The organism is Mesorhizobium sp. M8A.F.Ca.ET.218.01.1.1 (genome assembly GCF_004791165.1).
GTDB lineage: Bacteria > Pseudomonadota > Alphaproteobacteria > Rhizobiales > Rhizobiaceae > Mesorhizobium.
In genome coordinates, this window is record NZ_SRUZ01000002.1 from 912,229 (window position 1) to 926,964 (window position 14,736).

Annotated in this window: 18 protein-coding genes; 8 read left to right on the forward strand and 10 right to left on the reverse strand. The window is 63.9% G+C overall.

The features are described 5' to 3' along the window. Positions 1–32: 32 nt before the first annotated feature. Genes EN861_RS10725 through EN861_RS10735 form a run of 3 tightly spaced genes read left to right on the forward strand, consistent with a single transcriptional unit; the run spans position 33 to position 1,954 of the window. A complete protein-coding gene (locus EN861_RS10725; protein WP_127872812.1) occupies positions 33–707 on the forward strand; it encodes a septation protein A in 675 nt (224 codons plus the stop codon). Between the two features lie 23 nt (positions 708–730). Further along, a complete protein-coding gene (locus EN861_RS10730) occupies positions 731–1,351 on the forward strand; it encodes a pyridoxamine 5'-phosphate oxidase family protein (protein WP_127872811.1) in 621 nt (206 codons plus the stop codon). A gap of 36 nt (positions 1,352–1,387) precedes the next feature. Next, the gene (locus EN861_RS10735) at positions 1,388–1,954 is read left to right on the forward strand and encodes an NADPH-dependent FMN reductase (RefSeq protein ID WP_245512016.1); all 567 of its coding nucleotides are present in this window, start codon (positions 1,388–1,390) and stop codon (positions 1,952–1,954) included. A gap of 245 nt (positions 1,955–2,199) precedes the next feature. Here EN861_RS10735 and EN861_RS10740 read toward each other — a convergent pair whose 3' ends face one another. Both EN861_RS10740 and EN861_RS10745 read right to left on the reverse strand, forming a co-directional pair. Next, positions 2,200–2,406: a 4-oxalocrotonate tautomerase family protein gene (locus EN861_RS10740; RefSeq protein WP_127280266.1), complete on the reverse strand. Its 207-nt coding sequence runs from the start codon at positions 2,404–2,406 to the stop codon at positions 2,200–2,202. Between the two features lie 162 nt (positions 2,407–2,568). Then, the gene (locus tag EN861_RS10745; RefSeq protein ID WP_127872809.1) at positions 2,569–3,489 is read right to left on the reverse strand and encodes an SMP-30/gluconolactonase/LRE family protein; all 921 of its coding nucleotides are present in this window, start codon (positions 3,487–3,489) and stop codon (positions 2,569–2,571) included. 250 nt (positions 3,490–3,739) lie between these two features. Here EN861_RS10745 and EN861_RS10750 point away from each other — a divergent pair, with 250 nt between their 5' ends. Then, positions 3,740–3,907 carry a hypothetical protein gene (locus EN861_RS10750; protein ID WP_127280268.1) on the forward strand — a complete coding sequence of 56 codons (168 nt, stop codon included), beginning with the start codon at positions 3,740–3,742 and terminating at the stop codon, positions 3,905–3,907. Between the two features lie 243 nt (positions 3,908–4,150). Here the strand turns inward: EN861_RS10750 and EN861_RS10755 are convergent, their stop codons facing one another. The 4 genes from EN861_RS10755 to ccmA form a co-directional block, all read right to left on the reverse strand. Further along, positions 4,151–4,726, reverse strand: a complete 576-nt coding sequence (locus tag EN861_RS10755) for a DsbE family thiol:disulfide interchange protein (protein WP_135863429.1) — start codon at positions 4,724–4,726, stop codon at positions 4,151–4,153. After that, positions 4,723–4,896 carry a heme exporter protein CcmD gene (gene ccmD / locus EN861_RS10760; protein WP_127280270.1) on the reverse strand — a complete coding sequence of 58 codons (174 nt, stop codon included), beginning with the start codon at positions 4,894–4,896 and terminating at the stop codon, positions 4,723–4,725. Before ccmD ends, EN861_RS10755 begins: the two co-directional genes overlap by 4 nt. A 132-nt stretch (positions 4,897–5,028) precedes the next feature. Then, on the reverse strand, positions 5,029–5,694 hold the full coding sequence (gene ccmB, locus EN861_RS10765; RefSeq protein WP_127872807.1) for a heme exporter protein CcmB: 666 nt from the start codon (positions 5,692–5,694) through the stop codon (positions 5,029–5,031). 211 nt (positions 5,695–5,905) lie between these two features. Beyond that, the gene (ccmA, locus tag EN861_RS10775) at positions 5,906–6,514 is read right to left on the reverse strand and encodes a heme ABC exporter ATP-binding protein CcmA (protein ID WP_135863545.1); all 609 of its coding nucleotides are present in this window, start codon (positions 6,512–6,514) and stop codon (positions 5,906–5,908) included. Positions 6,515–6,795: 281 nt separating this feature from the next. Here ccmA and acnA point away from each other — a divergent pair, with 281 nt between their 5' ends. Together acnA and EN861_RS10785 are read left to right on the forward strand one after the other, a co-directional pair. Further along, on the forward strand, positions 6,796–9,486 hold the full coding sequence (gene acnA, locus EN861_RS10780; protein ID WP_135863433.1) for an aconitate hydratase AcnA: 2,691 nt from the start codon (positions 6,796–6,798) through the stop codon (positions 9,484–9,486). Positions 9,487–9,868: 382 nt separating this feature from the next. Next, a complete protein-coding gene (locus EN861_RS10785; RefSeq protein ID WP_135863435.1) occupies positions 9,869–10,684 on the forward strand; it encodes a thioredoxin family protein in 816 nt (271 codons plus the stop codon). A 46-nt stretch (positions 10,685–10,730) separates the two neighbouring features. Here the strand turns inward: EN861_RS10785 and EN861_RS10790 are convergent, their stop codons facing one another. From EN861_RS10790 to EN861_RS10800, 3 genes are read right to left on the reverse strand one after another with little or no spacing between them, the layout of a single operon-like run. Then, positions 10,731–12,116: an FAD-binding oxidoreductase gene (locus tag EN861_RS10790; RefSeq protein ID WP_135863437.1), complete on the reverse strand. Its 1,386-nt coding sequence runs from the start codon at positions 12,114–12,116 to the stop codon at positions 10,731–10,733. Positions 12,117–12,137: 21 nt separating this feature from the next. After that, a complete protein-coding gene (locus tag EN861_RS10795; RefSeq protein ID WP_245511786.1) occupies positions 12,138–12,395 on the reverse strand; it encodes a TOBE domain-containing protein in 258 nt (85 codons plus the stop codon). Between the two features lie 20 nt (positions 12,396–12,415). Next, positions 12,416–13,075, reverse strand: a complete 660-nt coding sequence (locus EN861_RS10800) for an XRE family transcriptional regulator (RefSeq protein ID WP_135863439.1) — start codon at positions 13,073–13,075, stop codon at positions 12,416–12,418. A 134-nt stretch (positions 13,076–13,209) separates the two neighbouring features. On the opposite strand from EN861_RS10800, the gene EN861_RS10805 reads away from it, so the two are divergent. Both EN861_RS10805 and EN861_RS10810 read left to right on the forward strand, forming a co-directional pair. Beyond that, positions 13,210–13,494: a hypothetical protein gene (locus tag EN861_RS10805; RefSeq protein WP_135863440.1), complete on the forward strand. Its 285-nt coding sequence runs from the start codon at positions 13,210–13,212 to the stop codon at positions 13,492–13,494. 110 nt (positions 13,495–13,604) lie between these two features. Continuing rightward, positions 13,605–13,991 carry a DUF2794 domain-containing protein gene (locus EN861_RS10810; protein WP_127279199.1) on the forward strand — a complete coding sequence of 129 codons (387 nt, stop codon included), beginning with the start codon at positions 13,605–13,607 and terminating at the stop codon, positions 13,989–13,991. A 105-nt stretch (positions 13,992–14,096) separates the two neighbouring features. On the opposite strand, the gene EN861_RS10815 is transcribed toward EN861_RS10810, so the two are convergent. After that, positions 14,097–14,669: a GNAT family N-acetyltransferase gene (locus tag EN861_RS10815; RefSeq protein WP_135863442.1), complete on the reverse strand. Its 573-nt coding sequence runs from the start codon at positions 14,667–14,669 to the stop codon at positions 14,097–14,099. Positions 14,670–14,736: the final 67 nt, after the last annotated feature.

Consider the following 14,736-nt stretch of genomic DNA (forward strand, 5'->3'; position numbering starts at 1 on the left):
TTCCGGATTGGATCGTGCGTAAGAAGGAAACCATGAACCCACCCATTCTCGAACGCGATCCGTCCGACCCGCAGAAAGAGAAGAAGGAAGGCATCAACCCCCTGCTCAAGCTGGCGCTGGAGCTGGGGCCGCTGCTCGTCTTTTTCTTCGCCAATGCGCGCGGCGAGTGGCTGACGCAGAAATTTCCGGTGCTGGCCGAATTCGGCGGTCCGATCTTCGTCGCCACCGGCCTGTTCATGGCCGCGACCGCGATCGCGTTGATCGCCTCATGGCTGCTGACCCGCACCCTGCCGATCATGCCGATGGTGTCTGGCGTCGTCGTTTTCATTTTCGGCGCGCTGACGCTCTATCTGCAGGACGACATCTTCATCAAGATGAAGCCGACCATCGTCAACACGCTGTTCGGCGGGGTGCTGCTCGGCGGCCTGTATTTCGGCCGCTCGCTGCTCGGCTATGTCTTCGAGTCCGCCTTCAAACTCGATGCCGAAGGCTGGCGCAAGCTCACCTTCCGCTGGGGCCTGTTCTTCCTGTTCCTGGCCATCGTCAACGAAGTGGTCTGGCGCAATTTTTCCACCGACGCCTGGGTTACCTTCAAGGTCTGGGGCATCATGCCGATAACGCTTCTGTTCACCTTCAGCCAGATGCCGCTCATCCTGCGCCATTCGCTCGACGACAAAGCCGGCGGGGAAGAGAAAGCCGGCAAATAAGGCAGGGAATAAAGGGGAGAGCCATGGAATTCGTCACCACCCAGGAAGAGCTGCGGACGATCTACAAGACGCCGCGCCCGACCGATGGTTCGATCCGCAAGGAATTGAAGGCGCTCGACGGCCATTGCCGCTCCTTCATCGGCAAGAGCCCGTTCGTGCTGATCGGCTCGTCCGATGGCGAAGGCAATGCCGACGTTACCCCGAAAGGCGACAAGCCCGGCTTCACCGCCATTCTCGACGAGAATACGATCGCCATTCCCGACCGGCCCGGCAACAACCGGCTGGATACGCTGGAGAACATCCTGCGCAATCCCTCGGTCGGGCTGCTCTTCCTCATCCCGGGCATGAACGAGACGCTGCGCCTCAATGGCGAAGCCCGCATCACCGTGGATGCCACTTTGCGCGAGCGCCTCGCGGTCGACGGCAAGGAGCCGCAAAGCGTCATCGTGGTCGCCGTCAAGGCCGCCTACATGCATTGCGCCAAGGCCTTCATGCGCTCCGATCTGTGGAAGCCCGAGAGCTGGTACGACCGTGCCACGCTGCCGACGCTCGGCCAGATCCTGCGCGATCAACTGGCATTGGCCGATTCGGCCGAGGCGACCGACCGCTGGCTGGACGACGAGTACAAGCAGACGATGTGGTAGGGTTTTCGGCCCACGATTCGCCCGGACCTATCCATCTTGCTCCACCTTCTTGCCATCTCAGGCAGCCTGCGGGCGGCCTCCACCAATTCGGCCCTGGTCGCGGCACTGGCGCTGAACGCGCCCGAGGGCTGTCGTATCACCGTCTATGACGGAATTCGCGGCCTGCCGATCTTCAACCCCGACGACGAGGGCGAGCGAACACCGGGCGAAGCCTCCGACCTGATCGACGCCGTCACCCGCGCCGACGGCGTCATCGTCTCCTGCCCCGAATATGCGCATGGCGTGCCGGGCGGACTGAAGAACGCGCTCGACTGGCTGGTCTCGCGCGACGCCGCCGTCGACAAGCCGGCCATGCTGGCCCACGCCTCGCCGCGTTCGCTCTATGCCCGAGCCGCTTTGGCCGAGATCATGCGGACCATGTCGTTCGCGCTGCATGATGGTGGGTTGGAGATCGCCCTGCTCGGGAAGAAGCCAGCGGAGATGGAGGCCATTTTGGCTGAGCCGGAAAAGGTGCTGGCATGCGCAATGCGCTGTCCGGTTTCGCAGATTTCATACGCTAGCCTTGATCCTTTAGCGGCCAACCATGCGACTTCGTCATTCTAGGGCGGAGCAAGGAGCGCAGCGACGCGGCGCAGACCCTAGAATCCATGCCGTGACATTTGCCAAAGAATGCAGCGGTTCAGAACAGGCACCCCGACGTGGCTAGTACACTGACCGTATCACAGACGGAAACTGCACCGCCGCGACGTTCGAAAGGTCCGGCATGGATCCTAGGGTCTCCGCGACGTCGCTTCGCGACTGCTTCGCCCTAGGATGACGAAGTGGAAAGGACTTCGCCTTCCTTCGATCTACCCCTTCCGCAAGGTCTCGACATCGGTCTTACCGACATACCAGTCGCGGGCGTTGACCTCTTCGAACACCACCCAGACGTCGTCATTGCCGAGTCCGGTGGCGTCCATGATGGCCGCCGTGACTTTTCTGGCGATGTCAGCCTTCTTGCCTGCCGGATCGGCGGCGATCACTTCCTTGACGATGCGGATGTTGACGAATGGCATGACGTCCTCCCATTGATTTGTGCCTGATACCATCGGCGGACTGCTTCGAACTCCGCTCCGGCGGAGCAAATAATGGCGGCTGCGGAAGCCGCGGCGAAGCGGGTGCCGCGGCTATCCGCAGAAGCGCCAACAAGGGCCGCCAGAGAAAAGTTGCGAGCAGCCTCAAAAAGTCTTGGCCCCATTCACCATCAGCCGCACCGAATAGAGCGAGGTGGTGCCGGCGATGTAGAGGCAGTTCAGCTTGGTGCCGCCGAACACGCAATTGGCGGTCACCTCCGGCACCTTGACCTTGCCGATCAGCGTGCCGTCCGGATCGTAGCAGTGGATGCCGTCGGCAGCGCTGGTCCAGATGCGTCCGTCGGCGTCGAGCCGGAACCCGTCGAATAGGCCTGATGTGCAGTCGGCGAAGACCTTGCCGCCGGAAACCTTCTTGCCGTGCTTGCCGACGTTGAACACCCGCATATGCGCCGGGTTCTCAGCGCCATGCGTGCGGCCGGTGTCGACGACATAGAGCAGGCTTTCGTCGAGCGAGAAGGCAAGCCCGTTCGGCCTGACCATGTCGGTGATCACGGCCTCGACCTCGCCCGTGTCGGGATCCACCCGGTAGACGTTGCAGGCGCCGATCTCGCTCTCGGCCTTGTCGCCCTCATAGTCGGTGTCGATGCCGTAGCTGGGGTCGGTGAACCAGACCGAGCCGTCGGATTTCACCACCGCGTCGTTGGGCGAGTTCAGCCGCTTGCCCTTCCATTTGGCGGCGATGGTGGTGACCGAGCCATCATGCTCGGTGCGGCTGACGCGGCGGCCCGAATGCTCGCAGGTGACGAGCCGGCCCTGCCGGTCGACGGTGTTGCCGTTGGAATTGCCCGAGGGCTGGCGGAACACGCTGACGCTGCCGTCGGTTTCGTCATAACGCAGCATGCGGTTGTTCGGAATGTCCGACCACACGACATAGCGGCCGGCGGCGAACCAGGCCGGCCCTTCGGCCCAGCGGCAGCCGGTGAACAGTTTCTCCACTTGCGCGCTGCCATTGAACAGGCGCGCGAAACGCGGATCGAGAATTTCGTAATAGTCTGCGGCCGCCATGCATTTCCTCCCGGCATCACGTGACGCCGGATCAAGCCAGCCCGCGATCGATCTGGCAAGACGGGGTATCAGCAATTTGTAAGACAAAACGGCGGGACGTTCCTTAGGACGCCATTAACCGGCTATGCGCGCAGTGCAATGGTGCATTGCAACATCTTCTTTTTGCAATGCACCATTACTATGTCATGCTCCGTATCGATCAAGGGAGGAAGAACCCGCCGCGAGAATGCGGCACAGAAGGAACCTTGCTATGATCTTGAATGACCTGATGACCCGCGCTCGCAGCAGCATCGCCAAGCGCAAGCACTACAACCGCCTCGTCGCCGAAATCGACAGCTTCTCCAGCCGCGACCTCGCCGACATGCGCGCCGACCGCTCGGAAATGCTCTACCAGATCCACAAGCAGATCTACGGCTGAGCCCCACCGCGTTTCGTCATCCTCGGGCTTGACCCGAGGATCCATGCCGCGACTTCAAACGAAGCATGCAGCGGCTCGGAATAGCGGTTCTATCAGCGGCGAAGAGTCCCTTATCCTGATCCGCCTTGCCTGTCACTAATATCACGGCATGGATCCCTTGGGCTGCAAAGCAGCTCCAGGGGTCTGCGCCGCGTCGCTTCGCTCCTTGCTTCGCCCTAGGATGACGAAGGCGAGTTGGAGTTGTCAGTTCGGTACGCCCAGCGCTTTTTCAATCTGTGGCAGCAAGAGATCCCTCGCCGACTCCGCCGTCAGCGGGCCGACATGCTTGTAGGCTATCTTGCCATCCTTGCCGATGACGAAGGTTTCCGGCACGCCATAGACGCCCCAGTCGATCGCCGTGCGGCCGGCTTCGTCGACGCCGATCGCCTGGAACGGATTGCCGAGGTCGCCGAGGAAGCGGCGGGCGTTTTCCGGCCGGTCCTTGTAATTCAGCGCCGCCATCGTGAACCGCTTGTCCTGCGCCAGCGCCAACAGAACCGGGTGCTCTTCCCGGCACGGCGCGCACCACGACGCAAAGACGTTGACCAGAGTGACCTTGCCGGCGAAGGCTTTCGAATCGAGCCCCGGCAGGTTTGACCCCTCCAGCGCCGGCAGACTGGTCTGCGGCGCCGGCAGGCCGATGAGCGCCGATGGCACTTCCGAGACATCGCGTCCCGACAGAAGCTGCGACAGGAACAGGCCGGCCAGGCCGAGGAAAACCAGCAGCGGCAAGAACACGAACAGGCGGCGACGCGTCGGCGTTTCGATTTCGCTGCTCACGGCTTTCCCGCCCCGGTCTTGTCGGAGCGCCGCCGCACCCCGGCCGCCTCGAGTTCGGCGAGTTCGCGCTTGCGTGCCCGCTGGTCAAGCAGAATCCAGCCGATCAGCCCGGCCAGCACGATCGCGGTGATGGCATAGGCGGCGGTGACGTAGAGTGCGTGCGGGCTCATGCCGGCCGCCTCCCTGGCATGCCGCTCGCCAACCCGGTCCGTTCGCTGCGCTCGCTCATGCCTTCCCTTAACCTCGCGCCACGGGCCGCGCAATCTGCCGCCGCGCCGCAGCCTCTGCCGCTCGCGGCCGACTCAATCCGTGCCATGGCGCAGCGCCAGCGCCGCGGCCACGGGGCCCAGCACCGCAAGAAACAACGTCAGCGCGGCAAGAATGAGGAAAGGCTGCAGGAACGGATCGGGATTCGCCGTCGCCCCGTAGCTTGCCGAAACACCGAAGATCAACACCGGAATGGTCAGCGGCAGCACCAACACCGAGATCAACAGCCCGCCGCGCGGCAGCGCCACCGCCACCGCGGCGCCGACGGCGCCGATGAAGGTGATGGCCGGCGTGCCGACCAGAAGCGTCAGTGCCGTGGCGCCGATGGCGACCGGTTCCATGTTCATGAACAGGCCGAGCAGGGGCGCGGCGACCACCAGCGGCAAGACGCTTCCCGCCCAATGCGCGACGCATTTCACCAGCACCGTCAGCGCCAGCATGTGCCGGTCGTGGCCGAGCACCAGCAGATCGAGCGCGCCGTCCTCGCGGTCGGCCTGGAACAGCCGGTCGAGGCCGAGCAGGCAGGCAAGCAAGGCGCCGATCCACAGGATCGCAGGGCCGATGCGGGCCAAGAGCTTGAGGTCCGGCCCGACGCCGAAGGGGATGGTGGCGATGACGGCAAGGAAGAAGATGACGCCGGTCAGCGCGCCACCGCCGGCACGGATATTGAGGCGGATGTCGCGGGCTAAGAGGGACCACATTACGATGTGGTCCCCGGTTGAAGAAGGCGTTCCGTCACGCCCCCCTCTGTCCTGCCGGACATCTCCCCCACGAGGGGGGAGATCAGCCGTCGGTTCGGCTTTCGCCAATCACTAGCGTCGCCAAGATGAGCGAGGCGCCGAAGCCACCAATCTCCCCCCTCGTGGGGGAGATGGCCGGCAGGCCAGAGGGGGGCGCCGTAGAGCACGGAAATCAATGGCCTACCCTCATTTGCAGCTCGCGCGCCCCTTCCAACCCCAGCGGCAGATGCGTCGCCGCGACAATCATCCCGCCTTCCGCGCAATGCCCGCTCATCAACCGCGCGAACCTTCCCTCCGAAGCCTTGTCCAGGCCCGCCGTCGGCTCGTCCAGCAGCCACAGCGGCCTATGGCTGACCAAAAGCTTGGCGATCGCCGCGCGGCGCCTTTGCCCGGTCGAGAGATAGCCGAACGGCAAATGACCGATGCCGCCCAGCCCGACCGTTTCCAGCGCCTCCTCGACACCGAGCCGGCCTTCGCCATGGAACTCCCGCCAGAAGCGCAAATTCTCCGCCACGCTCAGCGCCGTCTTCATTGCATTCTGATGGCCGAGATAGTGGCAGGCCGACGCGATCGACGGGAATTCGTCGCCGCCGCCTTCGAGCAGCAGGCGGCCTGCGGCTTTCGGCAGCAGCGCGGCGACCACCCTGAGCAAGGTCGATTTGCCCGAGCCGTTCGGCCCGGTGACGACCAGCGCCTGCCCCGTCTCCAGGGCAAACCCGATGCCGGAAAACACCGCCTCGCCGCCGCGCTCGCCGCCCAGATTTTCGGCGATCAGCCGCATCCCTTGCCTGTCCCTCGAACGAAGCGGCACGGCCGCTGCCGCATCGCACAAATTTGCTTTGCAACTGTCTAGAACTATTCCAGAAAATTCTCTATATGCGGGTCATCCGTGCCAGCGGTCGGCACGGGAACAGAATTAGCGCCGAACCAGCGCACGCGCCGCCTTGAACGGCTCGGGTTGCTTGGGAGCGGACAGCGGAAATGGCCGTACCCGCACCTTTGCGCGTGATTGCATGCCATCGGCGTCCGTTCCCTTTCAGGCTGAACAGACAAGGATCGCACGTGTCAAAATCCCTCGACAGTTTCAATTGCCGCCGCACGCTGAAAGCGGGCGACGCCGAGTATGTCTATTTCGACCTCGTCGAGGCCGAGAAGAACGGCCTCACCGGCATTGCCCAGCTGCCCTATTCGATGAAGGTGCTGCTGGAAAACCTGCTGCGCAACGAGGATGGCCGCTCCGTCACCAAGGAATCGATCCAGGCGGTGGCCGGCTGGCTGACCGACAAGGGCACCGCCGGCGTCGAGATCGCCTACCGCCCGGCCCGCGTCTTGATGCAGGATTTCACCGGCGTCCCGGCCGTGGTCGATCTCGCCGCCATGCGCGACGCCATGGCCTCGCTCGGCGGCGATCCGCAGAAGATCAACCCGCTGGTTCCGGTCGACCTCGTCATCGACCATTCCGTCATCGTCGACGAGTTCGGCACGCCGATGGCCTTCGCCCGCAATGTCGAACTCGAATATGAGCGCAACGAAGAGCGCTACAAATTCCTGAAATGGGGCCAGCAGGCGTTCCGCAACTTCCGCGTCGTGCCGCCCGGCACCGGCATCTGCCACCAGGTCAACCTCGAATATCTCGGCCAGGTCGTGTGGACCAGCACCGAGGACGGCGAAACCACAGCCTATCCCGACACCTGCGTCGGCACCGATTCTCACACCACCATGATCAACGGCCTTGGCGTGCTCGGCTGGGGCGTCGGCGGCATCGAGGCCGAGGCGGCCATGCTCGGCCAGCCGGTTTCCATGCTGTTGCCCGAAGTCATCGGCTTCCGCCTCACCGGCAAGCTCAAGGAGGGCGTCACCGCCACCGACCTCGTGCTCACCGTCACCCAGATGCTGCGCAAGAAGGGCGTCGTCGGCAAGTTCGTCGAGTTCTTCGGGCCGGGCCTCTCCAACATGACGCTGGCCGACCGCGCCACCATCGGCAACATGGCGCCCGAATACGGCGCCACCTGCGGTTTCTTCCCCGTGGACTCGGAAACCATCCGCTACCTCACAATGTCGGGCCGCAGCGAGGACCGCATCGCCTTGGTCGAGGCCTATTCCAAGGCGCAAGGCATGTGGCGCGAGGCCGGTTCCGCCGATCCGGTCTTCACCGACCTGCTCGAACTGGAACTCGACAGCGTCGTGCCGTCCATGGCCGGCCCCAAGCGCCCGGAAGGCCGTGTCGCGCTCGAGGGCATTCCGGCCGGCTTCGCCAAGGCGATGGACACCGAGTACAAGAAGGCCGCGGAAATCTCCAAGCGCTACGCCGTTGAAGGCACCGACCATGACCTCGGCCATGGCGACGTCGTCATCGCCGCCATCACGTCCTGCACCAACACCTCGAACCCGAGCGTGCTGATCGGCGCCGGCTTGCTTGCCCGCAACGCCAACCGCCTCGGCTTGAAGCAGAAGCCGTGGGTAAAAACCTCGCTGGCACCCGGCAGTCAGGTGGTGGCCGAATATCTGGAAAAGTCGGGCCTGCAGAAGGAGCTCGACCAGATCGGCTTCAACCTGGTGGGCTTCGGCTGCACCACCTGTATCGGCAATTCCGGCCCGCTGCCGGCGCCGATCTCCAAGACCATCAACGACAAAGGCCTGATCGCTGCCGCCGTGCTCTCCGGCAACCGCAACTTCGAAGGTCGCGTCTCGCCCGACGTGCAGGCGAACTACCTCGCCTCGCCACCGCTGGTCGTGGCCCACGCGCTCGCCGGCACCGTCACCAAGGACCTGACATCAGAGCCGCTCGGCGACGACAAGAACGGCAATCCGGTTTATCTCAAGGATATCTGGCCAAGCTCGGCCGAGATCCAGGAGTTCATCGAGAAGAACGTCACCCGCGAGCTGTTCGCCCGCAAATATGCCGACGTCTTCAAGGGCGACGAGTACTGGCAGAACGTCAAGGCGCCGGAAGGCCAGACCTATGCCTGGGACAACAATTCGACCTATGTGCAGAACCCGCCCTACTTCGCCGGCATGACATCAGGTTTCGGCAAGATCGGCGACATCAAGGGCGCCCGCGTGCTCGGCCTGTTCGGCGACAAGATCACCACCGATCACATCTCGCCCGCCGGGTCGATCAAGGCCGCCTCGCCGGCCGGCAAATACCTCACCGACCATGGCGTCGGCGTCGCCGACTTCAACCAGTACGGCACGCGGCGCGGCAACCATGAGGTGATGATGCGCGGCACCTTCGCCAACATCCGCATCCGCAACCACATGCTGGGCGAGAATGGCCGCGAGGGCGGTTACACCATCCACTATCCCACGAAGGAAGAGGAATCGATCTACGACGCGGCGATGGAATACAAGAAGGAAGGCGTGCCGCTGGTCATCTTCGCCGGCGTCGAATACGGCAACGGCTCGTCGCGCGACTGGGCGGCCAAGGGCACCAACCTGCTTGGTGTCCGCGCCGTCATCGCCCAGTCCTTCGAGCGCATCCACCGCTCGAACCTGGTCGGCATGGGCGTCATCCCCTTCGTCTTCGAGGAAGGCACCTCCTGGGCCTCGCTCAACCTCAAGGGCGACGAGCTGGTCGAGATCGATGGGTTGAGCGCCATCAAGCCGCGCCAGACGATGACCGCCAAGATCACCTATGGCGACGGCACGGTGAAGAACGTGCCGATCATCTGCCGCATCGATACGCTGGATGAGCTCGACTACTTCAAGAACGGCGGCATCCTGCAATACGTGCTGCGCGATCTGGCAGCGTAGAAAGCAGGGGAGTAGGGAACTAGCCGGGGACGGGTAACCTACTCCCCTACTCCCCTACTCCCCTACTCCCCTACTCCCCTGCTCCCCACAGTCCTGCGGCGATGAAGGCAAGGTCCGTCAAAGCATTGACCGGCTCGGACCAAAGTCCACGGCTGGTTCGCTCGCAATAGAAATCGACGGGGGTGAGGAGAACCTGCCACATGGGGATGATGCCGCCGCCGAATCGAACCACGCCCTGAAATGCCGTGGCTTCTCCTATTGCGGCCTTACCTCACGGTTGCGGCGGTAAAATTTCACCGCAACGTGACTTCCCGTTGACTTCCCGTTCTGCCACATATTTCGGCAAAGCAGAACAAAGCCGGCATCACCGGCGGGAATTGGAATGGTCATGGCCTCGCGACGATCTTTGTGGCTGGCAGCCTTCGCGCTGGCCTTCTCGGCTTTTGCCGGCGCTGGCCATGCCGGCGAGACCGAGAGGGCCCAGGCAGACAAGCCCCAGCTGGAGAAGCCGCTCGGCGTGGTTGAGCTTTTCACCAGCCAGGGCTGCAGTTCCTGTCCGCCGGCCGATGCATTCTTCGCCGAACTTGCCGTCCAGGAAGACCTCGTCGCGCTCTCCTATCACGTCGACTATTGGGACTATCTCGGCTGGCGGGACACGCTGAGCCATAAAGAGAATACCGAGCGCCAGAACGACTATATGCGCGCCTTCGGCAGCCGCTCCGTGTACACGCCGCAAGCGGTCATCAACGGCCGTGTCCACGTCAACGGCGCCAACCGCGGCGAAGTCGACGGCGCGCTTGCCCGTATGGCCCGGGGCGGCGAAGGCATGCGCGTCGCCATCAAGGTCAGCCGGACCAGCGACCGCGTGATCATAGACGCCGGCGATGCCGGGGCGGGCCCCAGCGACGCCCATGTCGTCATCGTCTATTTCGAGCCTCCGCAGACGGTCAAGATCGCCGAGGGTGAGAACTCCGGCCGCAAGATGACCTACTGGAACGCGGTGACCGGGATCCAGACCGCCGGCATGTGGCACGGCAAGGCGCAGCGCTACGAATTGCCGCTGAGCGAGATCACCAAGAAGGGCGGTTGCGCCGTGCTTCTGCAGTCGGTCGGCAAGGATGGCCTGCCAGGTCCCATCCTGGGTGCGGCTTTCATTCACAAGCCCGTATCCGAGACCTCCCTCGATCGAAAACTGTAACGTCACGCGGTTCGGCGTGGTTCCAGACGGAACCCGCTGCACATCTTCAGTGTCCGGTCAGGCGATCGGCAAAGGCCGCAAGGCGTGAGGTCCGGCCCAGGCCGTTTGCTTCACGCCGGTCGGCGATGCGATAGAGCTGGTACATGGTGTGCACGCCGAGCCAGCGCAGCGGTTCCGGCTCCCATTTCTTGACCGTGCGGTTGACCCAGGGCAGCCGGGTCAGCTCGGTGTCGTGGCCGAGCACCAGGTCGCGCAAGGTGCGGCCCGACAGGTTGGAGCTCGACACCCCGAGCCCGACATAGCCGCCGGCCCAGCCGATGCCGCTTTCCCTGTCGAAACCCGAAGTCGTGCACCAGTCGCGTGGCACGCCGAGCGTGCCGCACCAGGCATGGTCGAGACGCGCGCCCTTGGTCTGCGGCAACAGCCTGGTCAGCACCTCGTGCAGCTGGTCGATGGTCGCCTGCTGGGTCTGGCCCCGCACATCGGTGCGCGAACCGAAGCGGTAGGGCACGCCGCGGCCGCCCATGGCGATGCGGCCTTCGCGCGTGCGCTGCGCGTAGCAATAGGTGTGGGCGGCATCGCCCAGCACCTCGTAGCCGTTCCAGCCGATCGCGTCCCAGAGCTTCTGCGGCAGCTTCTCCGTCACCACGATGGCGCTGTTGAGCGGCAGCCAGAGACGCTCATAGCCGGGAATGCCCGCCGTGAAGCCTTCGGTGGCGCGGACGATCTTCTGCGCCCGCACGATGCCCCTGGTGGTGGTGACCTTGCCCTTCTCGATCGCCAGCACTTGCGTCTGCTCGTAGATCGGCACGCCGAGCCGCACGACCGCCGCCGCCAGACCCTGGACCAGCTTGGCCGGCTGCACGCGCGCGACGTTGCGCACGACGAAAGCACCCAGCACCTTGTCGATGGCGATGCGCTGGCGCGCCTCCCGCGCGTCGAGGAACGCCAGCCGCTCCGGCGGCATCTCCCAGCTCAGCAGCTCCTCGTATTCGGCCCTGGCGCGCTGCAATTGCGCGGCGTTGGTGGCGACGGTGATGTTGTCGACACGGCGGATATCGGCGTCGATGCCCTCGGCTTCCGTCACCGCGATCACCTCGTCGACCGTGCCGAACATGGCGCGCTGCATGTCGATCACCGCGCCGCGCGACGAGGTTTTTGCGTATTTCTCGCGCGACCAGCTGAAGCCGCCCGACAGCCAGCCGCCATTGCGGCCCGAAGCGCCGAAGCCGGCGAACTCCTTCTCGACGATGGCGATGCGCAGCGCGGGCTGCGCCTTCTTCAGATAGTAGGCGGTCCACAGGCCGGTGTAGCCGGCGCCGACGATACAGACATCGGCCTCGATGTCGCCGGGCAGGGACGGGCGATAGGCCGGCACGCCGCCGATATCGGCATACCAGAACGACACGTCGCCATTGTGCTTGGCTTGCATTTTTTGAAATCCGTTCCGAAATCAGGTGAGCGTAAGATCGGCCTTGTCGTCATCGGCGAGCAGCTTCACGTCGGCACCGGCGAACAGCACATCGACCTCGTCGCCGATGGCAAAACTGTCTGCTTCCAGCGTCGAGCGCACGATCGCTTTCGACCCGTCGGCCAGATCGACCTCGTATTTGGAGCCCGAACCGAGGTAGATCGCTTCGCCGATGCGCCCCGTGAGCCGGTTGCGGCCGTCACCGGCAACGCCGCGACGGGCGAGCGCCAGTTTTTCCATTGCAGAACTCGCATTTGATTTCATTCACCCGGATGCGAGCGGTTTCCGGGCCTGTATTGATCGAGTTCGAACGCGCCGGCGGTCGGCGGGGCGATGATCCACAGCACCTCCGCCGGCGTGTCGCCGACATTGACCGTGCGATGCGGCACCGAGGTCGCGTATTCGACGCTGTCGCCTTCGTGCATGACGTGGCGCTCATCGGCGAGTGTCAGTTCAACGGTGCCCTTGAGCACTAGGAACATTTCGTGCTCGCCGCTATGGACATAGGTCTCGTCGCCGGTCGAGCCGCCCACCTCGAAATGGCCGGCATAGACCTCGAATTGGTGGATCGGCCGCCGCGACAGGAGCATCTTGCGGCCGTGCCTGCCGACCGGGACGACCGGCCGTTCCTCACGCCGCAGCACCTTGTGCAAGGGGCGGGCATTGTCCTCGAACAGATCGTTGATGCCAAGGTCTAGAGCGCCGGCGATCTTGAGCAGCGTGCCGGTGTTGGCGCCGCACAGATTGCGCTCGAGCTGGCTGATGAAGCTCGCCGTCGTGCCGGTCATGTCGGCGAGCTGCCGCAGCGAGACGCGCCGTGCCGTGCGCAACGCCTTGATGCGAGGGCCGACGCCGCCGGCCTCCGGCGCGGCCGCTACACCATCCAACTGTTTTGCCGTGGAGTCCGATGCGCGTGGCATTGCTGTCTCCGTTCCACTTAACACCCTATTAAGTGAGACGGCAGATGGCAAGCAGGGTCGGCGGAATTGAGTCGCGATGTGAGGGCTGGCCGCTTCGAGCCTGCGCCGGCTTCCCACGCTCGCCACGATCCGGGTTGAAAAAGGTCCAAAAACGAAAAAACCGACGTCAGCTTGCTTCTGACGCCGGTCATTTAGGTTTTGGGATCGTCGCACCTGGTTTTTCCGAGGAAAAGACCGAGGTTGGTTCGATCCGACGCAGACCCGTGGGCGGGGGGCTTGGGGTTTACGAGCCGGTGCCGGACCGAACCGTCTCAGGCAACGCCGGTAAATTCGTCGGACATTGGGGCATGAGCGCGGATAAAAAAAGGCAGAAATGTGGCGAAGCATCACCAATTCCAACATGCGTTTCACAAACGTGACTGGACGCGACGGAAATGGCGCACCGCCGCCTCCGCTTCGCCGGCTCTTGCAATTGCGGTGCGAAGGGGCCAACTTTGGTTGGCAAAGATTCATTTCGAGGGATCGAGGCATGACTGATGACGGCGGCGGGATGGGGGATGGAGACGCATCCGCAATATTGATCCCGCTACACGAGGCGCGACGTGAACGCCTCGACCAGCCGGTCCGCTTCGACCGGCGTGAACTGGATCTGATCCTGAGGCTCTACGGACGCATGGTCGCCGCCAATGAATGGCGCGACTACGCCATCGATCATCTCACCGACCGCGCCGTCTTTTCCGTCTTTCGGCGCGCCAGCGAAGTGCCGCTGTTCCAGATCGTCAAGGATCCGAAACTGGCACGCAAACAGGGCGCCTTCGCCGTCATCGCGGCGGGCGGCCGTATCCTCAAACGCGGCCAGGAGCTTGGCCGCGTGCTTGGCGTCTTCGATCCGAAGCTGAAGGTGGTCGAGGCGTGAAGGGGAACTGAGGAATTGAAGAAATGAGGAATTGGAGAAAAGAGCGCTAAGCGCCTGACATTTCTCCAGTTCTTCAATTCCTCAATTCTTCAATTCCCATTCTTCTCATTTCCCTCCGAGCCTGAACCTCCGCTCCGGCAGCGAATCCGGATCGGGCGCGACCGATGCCCCGCCGTTCAGCGATAGCTGCATGAACACCGTGTCCAGCCAGCGCCCATGCTTATAGCCGGAGCCTTCGAGGCGGCCGGAATGGCGAAAGCCGAGCTTCTCGTGCAACCTGACCGAGGCGCTGTCGGCGCGGCCGTCGCCGATCACCGCGACGATCTGGCGAAAGCCCGCCGCCTCGACCGCGGCGACCAGGCTTTGCATCAGCTTGAGACCGACGCCCTGGCCCTTGGCGTCAGGCGCGACATAGACCGAATCCTCGACGATGAAGCGATAGGCCGGGCGCGGCCGGAAGGGGCCGGCATAGGCATAGCCGAGCACGGCGCCGTCCTTCTCCGCCACCAGATAGGGAAAGCCGCCGGCCGCGAGCGTGGCGAATCGCGTCCCCATCTCGGCACGGCTGGGCGGCTCCAGTTCATAGCTCGCCGTGCCGTTGGCGACCGCGTCGGCATAGATTTCGGTGATGGTGTCGAGGTCGGCCGGGGTCGCCGACCTGATCACGATGTTGCTCATTCTTTATGCAAACCTCCTTTGTGCCTCCAACAACAGCAGAGGCCCGCACAAAAGAAAAGGGCGGCCA